This window comes from Rhodococcus sp. NPDC058521, assembly GCF_042719695.1.
Taxonomy (GTDB): domain Bacteria; phylum Actinomycetota; class Actinomycetes; order Mycobacteriales; family Mycobacteriaceae; genus Rhodococcus_F.
In genome coordinates this window covers 81,257-97,705 of sequence record NZ_JBHXNL010000011.1, presented here as the reverse complement: position 1 = coordinate 97,705, position 16,449 = coordinate 81,257, and the positions used below count along the sequence as shown (strand labels likewise).

The 16,449-nt window shown below is 64.1% G+C and carries 15 protein-coding genes; 11 read left to right on the top strand and 4 right to left on the bottom strand.

Translation table 11 applies throughout. The features are described 5' to 3' along the window. Nucleotides 1–34: 34 nt before the first annotated feature. Entirely contained in the window at nt 35–1,591 is a 1,557-nt protein-coding gene (locus ACFWO3_RS16745; RefSeq protein WP_378579714.1) for a SpoIID/LytB domain-containing protein, read from the top strand. Here the strand turns inward: ACFWO3_RS16745 and ACFWO3_RS16740 are convergent. Next, entirely contained in the window at nt 1,584–2,402 is an 819-nt protein-coding gene (locus tag ACFWO3_RS16740; protein WP_378579712.1) for an oxygenase MpaB family protein, read from the bottom strand. The two genes, ACFWO3_RS16745 and ACFWO3_RS16740, sit on opposite strands and share 8 nt — an antisense overlap. Before the next feature lie 108 nt (nt 2,403–2,510). Between ACFWO3_RS16740 and ACFWO3_RS16735 the strand changes: the two genes are divergently transcribed. Continuing rightward, nucleotides 2,511–3,146 (top strand): TetR/AcrR family transcriptional regulator, encoded by a 636-nt coding sequence (locus ACFWO3_RS16735; RefSeq protein WP_378579710.1) that lies wholly within the window; start codon nt 2,511–2,513, stop codon nt 3,144–3,146. Here ACFWO3_RS16735 and ACFWO3_RS16730 read toward each other — a convergent pair. Both ACFWO3_RS16730 and ACFWO3_RS16725 read right to left on the bottom strand, forming a co-directional pair. Then, nucleotides 3,143–3,823, bottom strand: a complete 681-nt coding sequence (locus ACFWO3_RS16730) for a GntR family transcriptional regulator (protein WP_378579708.1) — start codon at nt 3,821–3,823, stop codon at nt 3,143–3,145. The genes ACFWO3_RS16735 and ACFWO3_RS16730 overlap by 4 nt on opposite strands. 10 nt (nt 3,824–3,833) lie before the next feature. Next, complete coding sequence (locus ACFWO3_RS16725; protein WP_378579706.1) at nt 3,834–4,976, bottom strand: acyl-CoA dehydrogenase family protein; 1,143 nt, start codon at nt 4,974–4,976, stop codon at nt 3,834–3,836. A 114-nt stretch (nt 4,977–5,090) separates the two neighbouring features. Between ACFWO3_RS16725 and ACFWO3_RS16720 the strand changes: the two genes are divergently transcribed. Then, on the top strand, nt 5,091–6,608 hold the full coding sequence (locus ACFWO3_RS16720) for an aldehyde dehydrogenase family protein (RefSeq protein ID WP_378579704.1): 1,518 nt from the start codon (nt 5,091–5,093) through the stop codon (nt 6,606–6,608). Then, nucleotides 6,605–7,507: an oxygenase MpaB family protein gene (locus tag ACFWO3_RS16715; RefSeq protein WP_378579820.1), complete on the top strand. Its 903-nt coding sequence runs from the start codon at nt 6,605–6,607 to the stop codon at nt 7,505–7,507. The genes ACFWO3_RS16720 and ACFWO3_RS16715 overlap by 4 nt, the downstream gene beginning before the upstream one ends. Nucleotides 7,508–7,514: 7 nt before the next feature. Here ACFWO3_RS16715 and ACFWO3_RS16710 read toward each other — a convergent pair whose 3' ends face one another. Further along, nucleotides 7,515–8,729: a TetR/AcrR family transcriptional regulator gene (locus tag ACFWO3_RS16710; RefSeq protein WP_378579702.1), complete on the bottom strand. Its 1,215-nt coding sequence runs from the start codon at nt 8,727–8,729 to the stop codon at nt 7,515–7,517. A gap of 201 nt (nt 8,730–8,930) precedes the next feature. Between ACFWO3_RS16710 and ACFWO3_RS16705 the strand changes: the two genes are divergently transcribed. From ACFWO3_RS16705 to ACFWO3_RS16675, 7 genes are all read left to right on the top strand, one after another. Then, nucleotides 8,931–9,734, top strand: a complete 804-nt coding sequence (locus ACFWO3_RS16705) for an enoyl-CoA hydratase-related protein (protein WP_378579700.1) — start codon at nt 8,931–8,933, stop codon at nt 9,732–9,734. A 189-nt stretch (nt 9,735–9,923) separates the two neighbouring features. Beyond that, complete coding sequence (fadD5, locus tag ACFWO3_RS16700) at nt 9,924–11,516, top strand: fatty-acid--CoA ligase FadD5 (protein ID WP_378579698.1); 1,593 nt, start codon at nt 9,924–9,926, stop codon at nt 11,514–11,516. Then, on the top strand, nt 11,517–12,326 hold the full coding sequence (locus tag ACFWO3_RS16695) for an ABC transporter permease (RefSeq protein WP_378579696.1): 810 nt from the start codon (nt 11,517–11,519) through the stop codon (nt 12,324–12,326). Next, on the top strand, nt 12,326–13,183 hold the full coding sequence (locus ACFWO3_RS16690; protein ID WP_378579694.1) for an MlaE family ABC transporter permease: 858 nt from the start codon (nt 12,326–12,328) through the stop codon (nt 13,181–13,183). Before ACFWO3_RS16695 ends, ACFWO3_RS16690 begins: the two co-directional genes overlap by 1 nt. Then, complete coding sequence (locus tag ACFWO3_RS16685; RefSeq protein ID WP_378579693.1) at nt 13,180–14,388, top strand: MCE family protein; 1,209 nt, start codon at nt 13,180–13,182, stop codon at nt 14,386–14,388. The genes ACFWO3_RS16690 and ACFWO3_RS16685 overlap by 4 nt, the downstream gene beginning before the upstream one ends. Beyond that, nucleotides 14,381–15,427, top strand: a complete 1,047-nt coding sequence (locus ACFWO3_RS16680) for an MCE family protein (protein ID WP_378579692.1) — start codon at nt 14,381–14,383, stop codon at nt 15,425–15,427. The genes ACFWO3_RS16685 and ACFWO3_RS16680 overlap by 8 nt, the downstream gene beginning before the upstream one ends. Beyond that, nucleotides 15,424–16,449, top strand: a complete 1,026-nt coding sequence (locus ACFWO3_RS16675) for an MCE family protein (protein WP_378579690.1) — start codon at nt 15,424–15,426, stop codon at nt 16,447–16,449. The genes ACFWO3_RS16680 and ACFWO3_RS16675 overlap by 4 nt, the downstream gene beginning before the upstream one ends.

Sequence of the window (16,449 nt, the reverse complement as noted above, 5' to 3'; positions counted from 1 at the left end):
CCTTCGGTCGGGTTATGCGACGAGGAGTCCGTCAATGGCGAGGTCTTTCAGGAAACGCTCCATCGTGGCAGGTCCGCGCGGTGGAGGGTGGCGCAGCACGGCGCTTCGAGCGAGTGCGCTGGGGCTCGCGCCCGCCCTGACATTGGGGGCCGTAGCGGGCGGCGTGTACGTCGCGAAATCGACATCCGAAGAGCCCGTGACCTCGGTCGTTGCCTCCGACACGCCGTTCACGGTCACGGGACACGGCAATGGTCACGGTCGTGGCATGGGGCAGTGGGGTGCGTACGGGTACGCGAAGGACCAGGGATGGGCCGCCGAACGGATCCTCGGTCACTTCTACGGAGGCACCACACTCGGCCAGCTCGAGGACGCGCAGATCAGCGTGCGTATTCAAGGACAGGACGACAAGGGGCTCGACGTCTACTCCGATGCTGGTGCCGTCGTGGCAGGCAAGCAGGTGGCGCCCGGTGAGGGCGTGCACCTGACCCCCATCCCCGGCGGTGGCGCGAACGTCGTGGTCACCTCCGGGTGTGCCGGCGACGTGCTGTGGCAGGACGCGACCGATCATCCCTGGGTCGACCCCATCGACCTGGCCCCGGACCGGCCCGCGAACGAACATCTGAAGTTCTGCGGCAGCGATGCCTCGTATCGCGGGTCGCTCGGAGTGGCACTCGACGGCGTCGCGCCGCGAACTGTGAACGTGGCGAACATCGACGACTACCTGCTCGGCGTGGTTCCAGCGGAGTCGCGCGCGGATTGGGCGGACACCGGTGGCGCGGAAGCATTGCGCGCACAGGCCGTCGCCGCCCGTTCGTATGCGGCAGCCGAGAATCGCGAAACCTACGCACGTACGTGCGACACCCAGAGTTGCCAGGTGTACACCGGCTCGGCCAACGAGGACCCGCGCACTACGGACGCGGTGCGCTCCACCACGGGCATGGTGCTGACGAAGGACAACGAGGTCGTGCCGGCCGAGTTCTCCTCGTCCACAGGTGGGCACACCGCCGGTGGCGAGTTCCCGGCCGTCGAGGATCTCGGTGATTCGGCCTCGCCGCACCACGACTGGAGTGTCACGATGACGGCAGGTGACATCGGGTCGGCGTTCGGTGTCGGTGAACTGCAGTCGATCGAGGTGACGTCCCGCAACAACTTCGGGACCGACGGCGGACGAGCGACGGCCGTGAAAGTCGTCGGCACCACCGGTACGGCGGAAGTGACGGGCGCTCAGGCACGAACCAAGCTGAAACTGAGGTCGGACTGGTTCACCATCACCGAGGGCGTCACCGTGCCCGACGCGCCGGAACACGACCCCGGCCAGGCCGATCCGGACGATCCGATCGGAACGAATCCCGGTTCGCCCATCGACGAGAAGTACCGCGAAATCGGCGGCCCCGGAAGTACTCTCGGTGCACCGATCGGACCCGAGCTGATGCTTCCGAGCGAAGCGGGCAAGTTCCGGATGTACGAGAAGGGCACGATCGTGTGGACCGAGACCCTCGGTGCGCAGGTGATAGACGGCAACGTCATTCGAGAGGTGTTGCCCGGGAGTGGAAGCAGTGACCGAGAGGGTGTCGAGCAACCCGTCAGATGACGTGTCGATGCTTACGGAGACGCCGGCGCATGTCGAGGAGATAGATGTGCGCCGGCGCCCACCGGATCGGTCGCGGGACCAATCGGTACACGATGGGGAGTAGCCGCATCAGCGCGTCGAACCGGCGCTGATCGCGGGGGTCCCATGGCAGCTCGAACTTCTCACGCATGGTCTGCGGTAGCAGACCGATTGTGACGAATCGGTTGAGGGGAAGCAGTATTCGGGCCACGATGGGTACGTCCCCGCCGTCGAGCAGTGCGTGTACGTATCGGCGCACCTGATCGTCGACCTCGGTGTTCTCGATCATGTGGTCCCAGTACTTCTCGAAAGCTTCCCGGCTGTCCGGCCACGAGCTCTCGTCGACCTGGAGTGCGGTGCCGTACACCGCGGACTGACGGTAGATGCGTTCGGCAGCGTCGTCGTCGAGTTTCCCGTAGAAGCGTTCGTAGAGGTCCGAGCCGTTCTTGTAGAGCGTGGCGGCGACCCAGAGTTGCAACTCGGGATCGAAGGCGTTGTAGGTCTCGGAGCGAACGGGGACGTGCGCCTTGTTGACCATCCGCACGATCGCGCGCTTCTCCTCGGGTGTGCCGAGGGTGACGGCGTAGACGTACGTCATGGTGGTGCGAAGTCGGTCCAGGGGTCGGACGAGTGTGGTGCTGTGGTCGGCGACTCCGTGTCCGACGCCGGGGCTGGCGAGTTGTAGCAGGACCGTGGAGCCCGCTCCCAGGAACAGGAAGCTCTCACCGACGAAGTCGGCCAGGTCGAGTTCGTCTTCTCGTCGAGTACGGCGTTCGGTCAGTCGAGTGCTCATATCTCTCCCGGTGCGTGCGTCTCCGGTGTGCAACGGATATACGAATACTGTTGCATGGTTGCGGAGTTGTGGCAATGGGTCGAGCGGTATCGGCTAGATTCGACTGCGATGACCACCGACCTGTTGTCCACGCTCTTCGGCGGTGACGACCACTCCGACGTCGACGCGCGCATCCTCGAGGCAGCGCTCGAACAGTTCGCGCTGACCGGGGTGCGGCGCACCAGCACCGACGACATCGCACGCCGCGCCGGAGTCAATCGCGCCACTCTCTACCGACGTCTCGGCCCCAAGGACGACATCGTGTCCGCCGCATACCTGTACGAGGCGGTACGGGTTCTGCAACACATCGAGACCGAACTGGCCGGAGTCGACGACGTGGACGAGTACGTGGTCCGCATGTTCACCGTCACGATCACTGCGCTGCGCGGCAACCGCCTGCTCGAGCAGATGTTGCAGGTGGACCGGGAAGAAACCCTGCAGAGCCTGACGGTGGGTGCCGGCAGCGTCCTCGACCTGGCGTCACAATTTCTGGCCGGGAAGATTCGCGATCTGCGTACACGTGCAGGAACGCTCGGCTCCCCGGACGACCCGGCGACAGATCGGCATGTCACCGATCTCGCAGCACTGCTCGCCAGGCTCGCGCAGTCGTTGCTGCTGACGCAGGACGGCCCGCCGAGGCTGCGCACCGAGGACGAGATGCGCGACTTCGCCGTCTCGGTACTCGTGCCGCTCGTGAAGGGCTAGACCCAGATCCCGGCACTGTCGAGGTGTTTGGTGAGCCGGTCGGCGCCGTCGTCGAATTGTCGTCGCGTCTGTTCGGTTACCTGGGCGAAGTCTCCCGTCCGCAAGGCGGTGATCAATCGGTCGTGGCAATCGACCGCCAGTTCACCCCACGTGAGGTCTGCCGCATAGAGCCGATGAGGGGTGTACCGGACGGCGTTGTGTAGGAACCAGGCCAACTTTCCCGCTCCGGCAACGACATTGAGGTGCCGGTGGAACTCGAACTCGTAATGCTCGATCTCCCCGACGTCGCGTCTCTGTACAGCCGACCGTAGGCCGTTGCCGAAACGCTCGAGCTGGTCGATGTCCTCCGCGGTGATGACGCGCGCCGCTCGGCCTGCGAGTTCGACCGCGATCACCCCTTGCAGCCAGAAGATGTCACGGACGTCGTCGCGGCTGAGCGGCGACACCTTGTAGCCGCGATGCGGAACCAGCTCGACCATGCCTTCGCCCCGGAGAGTGAGGAGGGCCTCGCGCACCGGGGTCACGCTCACCCCGAGGTCTGCGGCCGTTTCGTCGAGACGCACGAAGTCGCCGGGACGGATCTCGCCCGACATGATGAGTCCCCGCACGTGGTCGGCGACGTCCTCCGACAGCTGCGGGCGTCTTCTCAGTGCGGGCGCGCCAGTGCGAGTGGCCATCACGCTCTCCTCACAAACCGTACGTCTTGCCGATGATGTCTCGCTGGATCTCGTTGGTGCCGCCGTAGATCGACGACACCAACGTCGTCCGAACGTGGCGCTCCATATCGAACTCCGTGGCATAACCGTATCCGCCCATCATCTGCATGCCCTCGAGCGCCACCTTCTTCGCGGTCTCGGTGAGTTTGAGCTTTGCCATCGACGCCTCGCGCGGGAACATCTTCTCGGGGTTCTCGTCCACTTTCCGTGCCACGTCGTACACGAGAAGTCGTCCGCACTCGATTTCGGTTGCGAGGTCGGCGATTCGGTGTCGGATGACCTGGAACGTTCCGACCGGGCGGCCGAACTGCTTGCGTTGGGTGACGAACTCGAGAGTGTCCGCGAAGGCGCGCTGTGCGGTTCCGAGCATCATGGCAGCCAGGATCAAGCGTTCGATGTTCAAGCCGGTCATCAGCTGGGTCCAGCCCGCGCCGACCTCTCCCACCACGGCGTCGGCGGGCAGGTGGCAGTCCGTGAAGTAGAGGTCGTTGACCTCCTTGCCGCCCATCGTGTCGATGCCACTGATCTGCAGCCCGTCGGTGTTTGCGGGAACGTGGAACATCGTGAGGCCCTCGTGCTTGGAATCGCCGCGTCCGGTCCGAGCGACCAGGAGGATGTTCTCCGCGAAGTGCGCGTTGGAGCACCAGGTCTTCTGGCCGTTCACCAGCCATCCGGAATCGGTCTTCTCGGCGCGGCAGGACAGATTGCCGACGTCGGATCCCGCTTCCGGTTCGGACATCGAGATCGACTGGGAAGCGCCTCGGACGATGCCGCCGAGAACGGTTTGCTTCTGCTCCTCGGTGCCGAAGTTCTGGTAGGCGGCGCCGGTGATGAGTGTGGGCCCGATGCCGGCGATGGGCAGCATTCCCTTGGCGGCTTCCTCGAGCAGGATGCACATGTCCACAGTGGTGCCGGCCGATCCACCGAACTCCTCGGGCGTGGTGACGCCGAGCCAGCCGAGGTCGGCCATCTTGTCGTACACGGACTGGTTGTGGGCGTGCTGCCCGTGCTCGGTGAGGGCGTCACGCTGTTCACGGGTGCCTGCTTCGCGCTTGCAGAAGTCGGACACCGCCTTTGCGAAGTCAGTCTGTTCCTGGGTGAAACTGCTGGTCATCGTTCGACTCCTGGGAGGGGTTGTCGGCAATGTGAAGTCCGCATAGTGTGAGTTTCACAACAGTAGATCACATCAAATATATGTGATGTGTGGACAACGCCGGAGGAAGTCTCGATGACCGATCAGCTGACCCCGTTCGACGCCGACCGTGAAAGCGACACCGACGCCGGACGTGAGTTCGACAGTCTCGACCCGCGAAACGGCGACGTGATCGCCACCTACCCGCTGCAGGGAACTGCCGATGTGGAGGCGGCCGTCGCCAGGGCGCGCACCGCCGCGCGCTGGTGGGACGTGCAAGGTTTTCGAGGCCGCCGCAACTGGCTGCTCGAGTTCAAGCGTGCTGTCGCCTCGGAAGCAGAGAGTCTCGCAGCAGTGGTTTCACGCGAGAGCGGAAAGCCCTCCGAGGACGCACTCCTCGAAGTGATGCTCGCGGTCGAACACCTCGACTGGGCGGCGAAGAATGCGAAGAAGATCCTGAAGCAACGCAAGGTGTCGTCGGGACTCGTGAGCGCGAATCAGGCTGCCTACGTGGGTTATCGGCCCTTCGGAGTGGTCGGAGTAATCGGGCCGTGGAACTATCCCGTTTACACCCCGATGGGATCGATCGCCTATGCATTGGCCGCGGGTAACGCGGTGGTGTTCAAGCCGAGCGAGCTCACCCCCGGAGTGGGCAAGTGGCTGGCCGACAAATGGCAGTCGATCGCACCGAGTCAGCCCGTGTTGCAGGCGATCACGGGAGACGGATCTACCGGCGCGGCTCTGTGCCGAGCCGACGTGGACAAGATCGCGTTCACCGGATCAACCGCCACGGCCAAACGAGTGATGGCTACGTGTGCCGAGAACCTCGTCCCCATCGTCGCCGAGTGTGGTGGCAAGGACGCGATGTTGGTCGCTGAGGATGCCGATATCGATGCTGCGGTCGAGTTCGCAGCCTTCGGTGCACTGGGCAATGCCGGGCAGACCTGTGCGGGGGTGGAGCGAATCTACGTGGCGAAGCCCGTTTATCAACAGTTCCTCGACAGACTGGCACAGAAGGTCGTCACCACCGAACCGGGAGGCGCGCCCGATTCCGCATACGGACCGATGACACTCGGGAAGCAGATCGGCATCGTTCGCGACCAGATCCAGGACGCCCTGTCCAAGGGTGGCAGAGCCGTGGTCGGCGGCGTCGACTCCGTCCGGGAGCGATACGTCGATCCCGTCGTGCTGACCGATGTCCCGGAGGACAGCACCGCGATCACCGAAGAGACGTTCGGACCGACGGTCGTGGTCAACGAAGTCGCCGACCTGGAAGAAGGCGTTGCGAGGGCCAACGCGTCGAAGTACGGACTCGGTGCCTCGGTCTTCACGAAGAACAAGGCGCAGGGCAGGCGGATCGCCGAGCGGCTGCAATCAGGTGTCGTCACGGTCAATTCGGTGCTCGGCTTTGCGGGAGTCCCCGCGCTGCCTTTCGGCGGTGTCGGTGATTCCGGCTTCGGACGCATCCACGGTGCGGACGGGCTGCGCGAGTTCAGCACCGTCAAATCGATGACGGTGCAGAAGTTCACCGCACCGCTCAACCTGCTCACCCTCGATCGCAAGGCCCGGGACATGAAGATCTCGGCGTGGATGCTCGCGAAGAGGCACGGATGAATTTCCTGACCGCACCCACGCGCACCGGACACGGCCGGTACGCGACTCTGCGCCGGATCCAGCAACTCGACCCCGTCGCGGACAACCACGAGATACACCGATTGACGGCCGGTTTCGAATTTCCCTGGGACTATCAACGCTCCCTCGAGTTCGCACTGTTCCGGACATACTGCGTGCCCACGGTGTCGGCTCTCCTACAGAAGACAGGGGAATTCGAGCACAAACCGCAGAAGCGGTACGACGACACGGCGCTGTTGATGGCCGAGATGGTGGAGCACGGGTACGACTCCGAGCGTGGGCGTGAGTCGCTGCGCGTCGTCAACCGCATGCATGGCAAGTACGACATCGACAATGCCGACATGCTGTATGTGCTCTCCACTTTCGTCTACGACCCGATCGATTGGATCGACAAGTACGGGTGGCGCCGTATGGATCCGAACGAGCGGCTTGCGGCGTTCCATTTCTACCGGCAAGTCGGAACGCGCATGGGTATCAAGCACATTCCGGAGTCCTTCCAGGAATTTCACACCTTCAAGTCGGACTACGAGCGAGAGCAGTTTCGGTATACGGACGACAATCACAAGGTGGGTGGGTACACGCTGGAGTTGTTCGCCAGCTGGTATCCCGCTTTCGCGAGGCCGATGGCACGTCGCGGCGTGTACGCGATGATGGACGAACAGATGGCCGTGGCATTCGGCTTTCCCTCGGGATCGAAGCGGCTCAGGTCGGTGTTGGACGCCGCCTTGTTCGCACGGGCACGAGTCGAGCGGTTGATGCCCGCGCGAACCGAGTCCAAATCGTCGAAGGATCCACACAACCGGACTTACCCCGGGTATCCGGTCGGCTACCGGCCGGCCGACCTGGGCGCGGACAATCGGTCTCGTTCGCGGCCGGAATAGGTGCCGGTCACGCCAATTGCGAGTCGCTCAGGGTGGTGAGCATGAGCGTCTTCACGCGTGCCGGAGCGCCGGAGTCGGAATCGAATCGCAGTAGACCCCCGACGTCGAGTACCAGCCCGAGGGCGGCGTGGACGAGGAAGCGCGCCTCGGCGACGGCGAGGTCCGGGCGGGTGTCCCGTAGCAGTTGCGCCCACTCGTCGATGTTGATGCGCTGCACGTTTCGCAGTGTCGTCCGTTCGTCGGCGGGCAGATTCAGGATCTCCGCGTAATACACGGAGATGAGTTCGTGGTGCCGGAACGAGAGGTCGACATAGACCTCGACGAGGCCGGTCAGTGCCTCGTGTGGTGTGTTCGCACGTTCGAGTGCGGATCCCACTGCCAGGGCGAGGCGGTCGCCGGCACGACGAAAGTTCGTGGCGAGCAGGTCGGACTTGCCGGAGAAGTGCCGATACACCCCGGACGCATTCATGCCCGCTGCCACGGCGATCTCTTCGATGCTCACCTCGTGGTAGCCGTAGCGGTAGAACAGATGCAGCGATTCCGCCAGCAGCAGTTCACGTTTCGATGCGGTGAGCATTCCACGATTCGGATCTGTGACGGACTCGCTCACGCGGCCCTTCAGTTTCGGGAGTTCGGTGTGCAGCACTGCAGTCGCGGCAGCAAGCAGCAATGATTCGATCCGCTTCGAGGGCAGGACGGCGCGGTGCGCCGTGATGCTGCCGATGACACTTAGTGCTGCGGCAGCGAGTGTCGCGGCGTCGTACGAGTTCAGCTCCGGGCGAAGACGGGTCAACGGCTCGGCGATCGCGTGGTTGATCGATTCGATGCGGGTGCGGAGGCGGGACTGGTCCTCGGGACGAAGGTAGCGGTTCTCCCAGCGATACAGGCCGCCCGTTCGCCGGTTGTCGATGGTGGTGGTGATGACGCCCGCCAGTACCTGCTCGAGCTGTACCGCCGCGTCGGGATCCTCGCGAACCGTCGTGACGGATTCGTGGAGTGCGTCGGCCAATCCCATTGCCGCGTCGACGAACAGGGCGTACTTGTTGGGGAAGTGGCGGTAGAGCGCGGGGCCGGAAACCCCTACCTCCGCTGCGATGTCGTCGATCCCCACGGCGTGATAGCCACGCTCGCTGAAGGCGGCTGCCGCAACCGACGCTATCTGAGCCTTGCGGTTCTTCGGGCGCCGTCGACGTGAGGCAACGGCGTCAGCTCGTTCGGTCACGGCACTTCCTCCAACATTGTTCTTCGGCAACCGTGTGCATCGTTCGGTGATTCGGGATTATCAGATCAGAGGCCCTGTTCAGTCGACGTTGTTTTGGGTGATTTCCAGATCAACCACATTGACAACTCGGCGGTCTCGTACGAATGTTAACCGCAGTTCTCATAATAGCTCGATCCTCTCCGGACATGCAGGAGCGTGCTCATGGGTGATGGAACGGAAAGTCGGATTCGCTGCGAGCTCGCGGAAGGCGTTCTCCGGATCACGATCGCGCGGCCCGAACGGATGAACGCGCTGGACGACACGGCCGCGCAGGAGTTGATCCGCGTGCTCACCGAGGATGCGAACGACCGGCAAGTGCGCGTCGTGGTGCTGACCGGTGAGGGCAATGCGTTCTGCACGGGCGCCGATATTGCTGCGATGGCGGCTGCTCCACCGTCCACGCCCGAAAGTGCCGATGTTCTCGCTCGCCGCACGATGGAAACTGCGGCCGAGCTGGTGCGCGCAATCGTCCACCTGCCGGTTCCGGTGATTGCGGCCGTGAACGGTCCGGCGGTGGGGCTCGGTGTATCCCTGGCTCTGGCATCGGATCTCGTCTACGCGTCGGCGGATGCGTATTTCCTCCTCGCCTTCACGGGCGTCGGGCTGATGCCGGACGGAGGGGCCAGTCTGCTCGTCGCGGCGGCGGTCGGCCGTGCCCGAGCGAATGCAATGGTCTTGATGGGTGAGCGTCTCGATGCACATACCGCGCTCGACTTCGGATTGATCAACGACGTCGCGTCGGCGGCCGAATTGGACGCGCGGGTGACCAAGGTGGCACGCAGATGTGCGAATGGTCCGCGTCGGGCGCTGGAGCTGACGAAGAACGCGATGAACGCCGTGACGTTGGCAGTGCTGGAAGACGCTCTGAGGCGGGAGTCCAGTGGGCAGCGGGAGCTTCTACAGGCTCCCGACTTCGCGACCGGCATTGCCGCGGTCCTCGGAGGAACCCGCCCTCGTTTCGAATGACCCGAGCCGAATCGGCATGTACTTGGAGCAGCAAGAACTCAGATCAACTGTTGTATAGCCGGTCCTTCGCGCAGCACTTGGAAGAATCGTCGTTAACAAAACCTTGGCCCGGAGCTGTCCTACATGTAATACTCGTCACACTCTTCCGGTGAGGGGCTCGCCTCACCGGGCTCCTCAGGAGGGGATTTCATGACTTCAGCGCCCGAACCGGTTCGTTCCCGCCGAAATCACTGGAACAACCAGGTTGCAACCCATGCCCTCATGAAGCCGGACCACACTGCGCTCCGGTTCGACGGAGAATCTCTGTCCTGGAAGGAACTGGCGCAGCGCACAGACGCGATCGCCGATGCTCTCGGGCGCCGCGGTATCGGGTTCGGAGATCGCGTATTGATCGTGATGCTCAACCGGCCGGAGTACCTCGAAACGGTGCTCGCCATCAACGCGCTCGGCGCCATTGCGGTTCCGGTGAACTTTCGGATGACACCGCCGGAGGTGGCATATCTGGTGGAGGACAGCGGCGCACGCGCGGTAGTCACGGATGCGGTGCTCGCGCCGCTCGTCTCGAAGGTGCGAGAGTCGGTGGCCTCGCTGGAGACAACCGTGGTCGTGGGCGGTGAAACCGATTCCGCGGCAAACCTTCACGCTTACGAGGACCTTCTCGCCGAGGAAGGGGAGGAGGCGCCTCGGCCGGACGTTCCGGACGACACGCCTGCGCTGATCATGTACACCTCGGGCACGACGGGACGACCGAAAGGTGCTGTCCTGTCACACGCCAACCTGCAGGCGCAATCACTCACCTGCATCCGGGCGCTTCGTCTGCAATCCGGCGACGAGATCGGGTTCTGCGCTTCACCGATGTTCCACATAGCGGCGCTCGGCAGCATCGCGCCCTCCCTCGTTCTGGGATTGACCACCGTGATCCACCCGACGGGTGCCTTCGACGCGGGAGCTTTGCTGGACGTACTCGAAGCCGAGGCCGTGACCACGTTGTTCCTGGTTCCCGTCCAATGGCAGGCAGTGTGCGGCGAGCAGCAGGCGAAGCCCAGAAATCTTGCACTGCGAGTGATTTCGTGGGGTGCTGCGCCGGCATCGGACACCGTGCTGCGTGCGATGGCCGAGACCTTCCCGGATGCCGCGAATGTCGCGGTGTTCGGGCAGACCGAGATGTCGCCCATCACCTGTGTGCTCGACGGAGACGACGCGCTACGCAAACTGGGCTCGGTGGGCCGAGTCGTTCCCACCATCGCCGCCCGGATAGTGGACGAGGAGAACAACGACGTGGAACCGGGATCCATCGGCGAGATCGTCTACCGCGGACCCACTCTCATGGAGGGCTACTGGCAGAACCCGCAGGCCACCGCCGACTCGTTCTCCGGTGGCTGGTTTCACTCCGGTGACCTCGTCCGGCAGGACGAGGAAGGGTTCGTGTTCGTGGTCGACCGCAAGAAGGACATGATCATCTCCGGTGGTGAGAACGTCTATTGCGCAGAGGTCGAGAACGTTCTCTACGGGCACCCCAGCTTTGCCGAAGTCGCCGTAATCGGCCGAGCCGACGCGAAGTGGGGCGAGGTGCCCGTCGCTGTCGTCGCGCTGAAGCCGGAGGCGGCGGAGCCGTCGATCGAAGAAGTGACGTCGTGGCTGGGTGAACGGCTCGCGCGTTTCAAGCATCCCAAAGAACTCGTGATCGTGGATGCTCTCCCGCGCAACGCAAGTGGCAAGGTGGTCAAGGGAACGCTGCGCGACTCCTACGGGGCGACCTCGGATGTCGCAGCCGGCGCCTGAATGAGCTTCGAACTTCCCCCAGCGAAGGGGCCCGCTCGGGATCTCGCCAATCAGATGGGAGCCCTCGTCGGCTTCTCACTCAACACGATGCACCAAACGGGACGGACGTTGCTCCTGCGGCGCCTTTCCCTCGAGGAGACCCTGCGGCAGACGCTGTTCATCGCGAAAGTTTGCAGCGGTCCGGCCCTTCTGCTCATGCTTCCCATCGGAGTTCTGATTGCAGTATCCGTGGGCTCGCTTGCGGGGCAACTCGGTGCGGGTGGCTACTCGGGTGCGGTGGTGGCGTTCGTGGTGGTCGGCCAGGCGTCGGCGCTCGTGTGCGCACTCATGCTTGCCGGGGTCGGTGGTTCGGCCATCTGCGCGGACCTCGGCTCGAGAACCATTCGGGAAGAGATAGAGGCGATGGAGGTGATGGGGCTCGACGTCGTCTCGCGGCTGGTGGTTCCCCGACTTCTCGCATCGGTTCTCGTCTCGCTGGTCCTGTGCGCGTTGGTGACTCTGGTCGGCATCACGGCGTGCCTGCTGTTCGAGGTGTATGTCCAGCATCAGTCCTCGGGCGCATTCCTGGCGACGCTCAGTGAGTACGGTCGGCTCTCCGACTTCACGATGGCGATGGTCAAGTCCATGTGTTTCGCGGTCACTTCGGCGTTGATCGCTTCCTTCAAGGGGCTGCATGCCAAGGGCGGACCCAGTGGTGTTGCCGATGCGGTGAACGAAGCGGTGGTGCTGGCCTTCGTGATGGTGTTCGTCGTCAACACCGTTCTGTCGCAGTTGTACACGGTGATCGTTCCTGCCGTGGGCGCGTACTGATGATCGGCCTCGCCAACGTCGAACGTGCTCGCAAGCTCGGGCACCCTTTCGTCGTGGTGGGGCGAGGCTTCGAAGAGGTCGGGGTCCACGTCAGTTTCGCGGTGTCCACGACGGCATCGGTTCCGTTCGCGATCAAACGGTATTGGCGACAGATTCTGAAGCAGATCGGCGAGGTCAGTTTCGGGTACGCGTCGTTGCTCGCCGGTGGGGGCACGCTGGGAATCGTGTTCGCGATGTCGGCTGTCGCGGCGATGATGGTGGGGGTCGAGACGTATCGGGGGCTCGACCTCATCGGCATGACCTCGCTGTCCGGGATGCTCTCGGCAATCGCGAACACCAGGGAACTCGCGCCCGTTGTCGCCAGCATCGCTCTGGCCGCGAAAGTGGGAACCGGGTTCACGGCGCAGTTGGGCGCCATGCGCATCTCGGACGAGATCGACGCGCTCGACGCAATGGCGGTGCGATCGATTCCCTTCCTGGCGGCTACGCGGCTCGTGGCCTCCGTCGTGTGCATCATTCCGCTCTACATGGTCGGGTTGCTCGCCGCGTTCGTCGCGACCCGCGTGGTGATCGTGAACTTCAGTGGCAGCTCGGCAGGAACCTACGACTACTACTTCCACCTCACGCTCGGACCAAGTGACCTCTGGTATTCGCTGACGAAAGCAGTGGTGTTCGCAATCGTCATCGCACTCGTCCACTGCTCGTACGGGTTCCATGCCAGCGGCGGCCCCGAACGGGTCGGCCGGGCGGCGGGGCGTGCACTACGGACCAGCATCCTCGCGGTGGGCATCATCGACGTGGTTCTGACCTTCGCGCTGTGGGGGCTCGTGCCTTCGGTACCGGGGGTTGCCACGTGAGGCGCACTCGATTCGACACGCGCGGCGGTCCCTCCCGGGGAGTGCTCACGGCTCGTGGTCTGGCCGCAACGGTGGTTGCGGTGGTGGTCGGCGGACTCCTCGTCGCGCACGGCGGGGGCGCGTTCGACAGGAGTCCGTCCGTGTATGCGGATGTTCCGGCCGAAGCAGGTCTGGTGACGGGAAACCCTTCGGTCAGATACCACGGCGTGAGCATCGGGTCGGTGACGCAGATCGACACCGGCACCGAGTCTTCGCGGATCACCCTGCGATTGGCCGCGGACCAGATGCCGCGCGTTCCGCGTACGGTGCTCGTGCGCTTGGCTCCCCGCACCCTGTTCGGCGATGTGTACGTCGACCTCGTCGAACTCGAAGGTGGGGCGAACCGTGAGGGTCTGCGTTCGGGCGACGTACTACGAGTGGACACATCGGCGGAAGCCGTGCAGTTGTACTCACTGTATTCCGAGGTGAGCGCTCTGATCGGTCGGCTCGAACCGCAGAAGGCGCAGCAGGCGCTCACGGCTCTGAGCGATGCGCTGCGAGGCCGGGGCGACGACATCGGACGCATGGTGGACCAGTCCGTGCACCTGACCGAGGTGCTGAGCCCTCTCGTGGATTCTGCGCTGGCGTCCACCGGGCAGGTGGCGCGGCTCGCGGACAACCTTGCCGCCGCCACTCCCGACGCGCTCGCGGGAATCGATGCGGCAACACGTATCTCGCGCACGATGTTGGACCATCGTGCGGGTCTCGAGTCGATTCTCACCGCATCCGTGGGGCTCACGGACACGGGGAACATCTTCCTCCAGGACAACCGCGAGCGGATCGTCACCGTCGTCGACAGCGGCGGCTCGGTTCTGGGGACCGTGGCCGATGGACGTGATGGACTCGCACGAACTCTCGAAGGGTTGGACGACTTCGGCGCCGCCGGGGCCCGCATCTTCCAGACCGGAAAGTTCAGCATCACCGCGGTCCCGAGTTTTGCCGACCCGATGCCGTACACAGCTTCCGAATGTCCACGCTATCCAGGAATGGACGGAGCGAACTGTGGTAGCCCGGTCACGGGTGGGAGCGAGGCCGAGCGGCAGGCCCTTTCGGTCGTCGAGCAGGCCGCTACCGGTGCCAACCCGGCAACGGATCACGCCAATCCGGCTGCCGGGCTGCTTCTCGGGCCGCTGTTGCGTGGCACGGAGGTGACTGTCGGTGAGTAGTCGGAGCACGTCCCTGCGTGGACCGGCGTTGCGGCTGGTGCTGCTGCTCGGCGTCGGGATCCTGGCCACGGTGGTGGTGGCGAACACCCTCACCGTGCCGGTGTCGGGTGCCACGAAAACCTACTCGGCCCGCTTCACCGACATCGAAGGCCTCGGACCGGGTAACGACGTGACACTCGCTGGAGTCCGCGTCGGGCAGGTGGAATCGGTCCGCTTCGAGGATGCCGGTAACGGGGGTGCGGAGGCCCTGGTCGAGTTCGAGGTCGAGAGTGATCGAGTGCTGACCTCGAACGTCGAGGCAGCTGTGCGCTACGGCGACATGCTCGGCGTCCGCTATGTCGCTCTGACCAATCCCGTCGCCGCCGATGTCGCCGACCCGGACGACCGATTGCTGCCGGGGTCCACCATTCCTGTCGAACGCACGACGCCGCCGGTCGATCTCACCGCGTTGATCAACGGCTTCGAGCCGTTGTTCGATGCCATCGATCCTGCGGACGTCAACCAACTGGCACGAACCGTCGTCGACGCATTTCAAGGGCAGGGGAGCACGATCGATTCGTTGCTCGTCCGACTCGCCGAGATCGCGAGCAACCTCCAAGACCACGAGGCGGTGTTCACGCAGTTGGTGGCGAACCTCGAGAATCTGCTCGGTGCCGTCGACGAACGCGGCGCCGAAGTGGAGCGCTTGATCGGCGGGCTGGCCGATCTCGGTGCCACGGCCGCGGACCGGAACGACCAGCTGATCGCACTGCTCGACGACGGCAGTGCCGCATTGCATTCCATCGTGACACTGATGGCGAGTTCGCTCGAACCGGTTGATCGAACAATCGATCGGCTCAACGCGACCACTGGTTCCTGGATTCCGAACACACCGACTTTCGAGACGACCATGACGGATCTGCCCCGGTTCGCCGGCGCGATCAACCAGATAGCCGATTACGGCGGATGGCTGAACCTGTACATGTGCAACTTCACGCTGTTGGCCGATGACGCAGAGGTCGACATCTTCGGTGCCGCACATTCGGAGGTGTGCCGGTGACTGTCCTCCGCTCCTTCCTCGACATGATCGTCGATCCCCATCGCAACAGGGTGAATCCGCTGGTGCTCGGGGTGATCGGTATCGCCCTGGTCGCAGCGGTACTCGCCTCGGCCGTTGCACTTCCCCGCGGGTGGTATCTCGTGCGGACGGACGGCTACACCGCAGAGTTCGAGAGTGCAGCAGGTCTGTCGACCTCCGATCCGGTGTACGTGGCAGGTGTACCTGCCGGACGCGTCGAAAGTGTCGATCTCGCAGGTGATCGGGTGCGTGTGGGCTTCCGTCTCGACCGCGACCAACCTTTGGGTGACGCGACGGCGGCGGCGATCAAGTTCCGGACCGTTCTCGGCAAGCTGTACCTCGACGTGACGCCGGGTGGGCACGGCGAGGTCGGGGAGGGCTACACCATCCCCCTTGCGCGGACCACCGTTCCCTACAGCCTCGACGAGGTCGCGACGGACACGATGCGGACGGCTTCGGAACTGGACGTGCCCGCGTTGGAAGACATGATGTCCACCCTTGGAGACGTACTTCCGGATTCGGACCGGACCCGTGCAGCTCTCACCGGGGTGAGTGCAGTCGCGGGCACGATCTCGCGGAACGGCGAGCAGATCTCACAGCTGTTGGAGACATCGCGTTCCGTATCGGTACTCGTAGCCGCACAGAGTGATTCGCTCGTTGCACTTCTGGACAATGCTCGGATCGTGCTCGGCACCGTCGCCGAGAGGCGGGACGTTTTGACGAAACTGAGCGAGGACCTGCGGACGTTGGTGGATCAAGCTTCGGCCTTTCTGGTCGACAACGACGATTCGCTGAACCAGTTGATCACCGACCTGGGCTCCGTGCTGGAGACTCTCGCCGGCAGAGCCGCTGAGATGGATCGGTTGATGACGAGCCTGCCGCCGGCACTTCGCGCCGCCACGGACGCGTCGGGAAACGGCACCTGGATGGACGTGTCCGCGCCGGCCGGACCGGTGCCCGACAACCTGCTGTGTGCACTGCAGGTCATGCAGGGATGTAGGTGA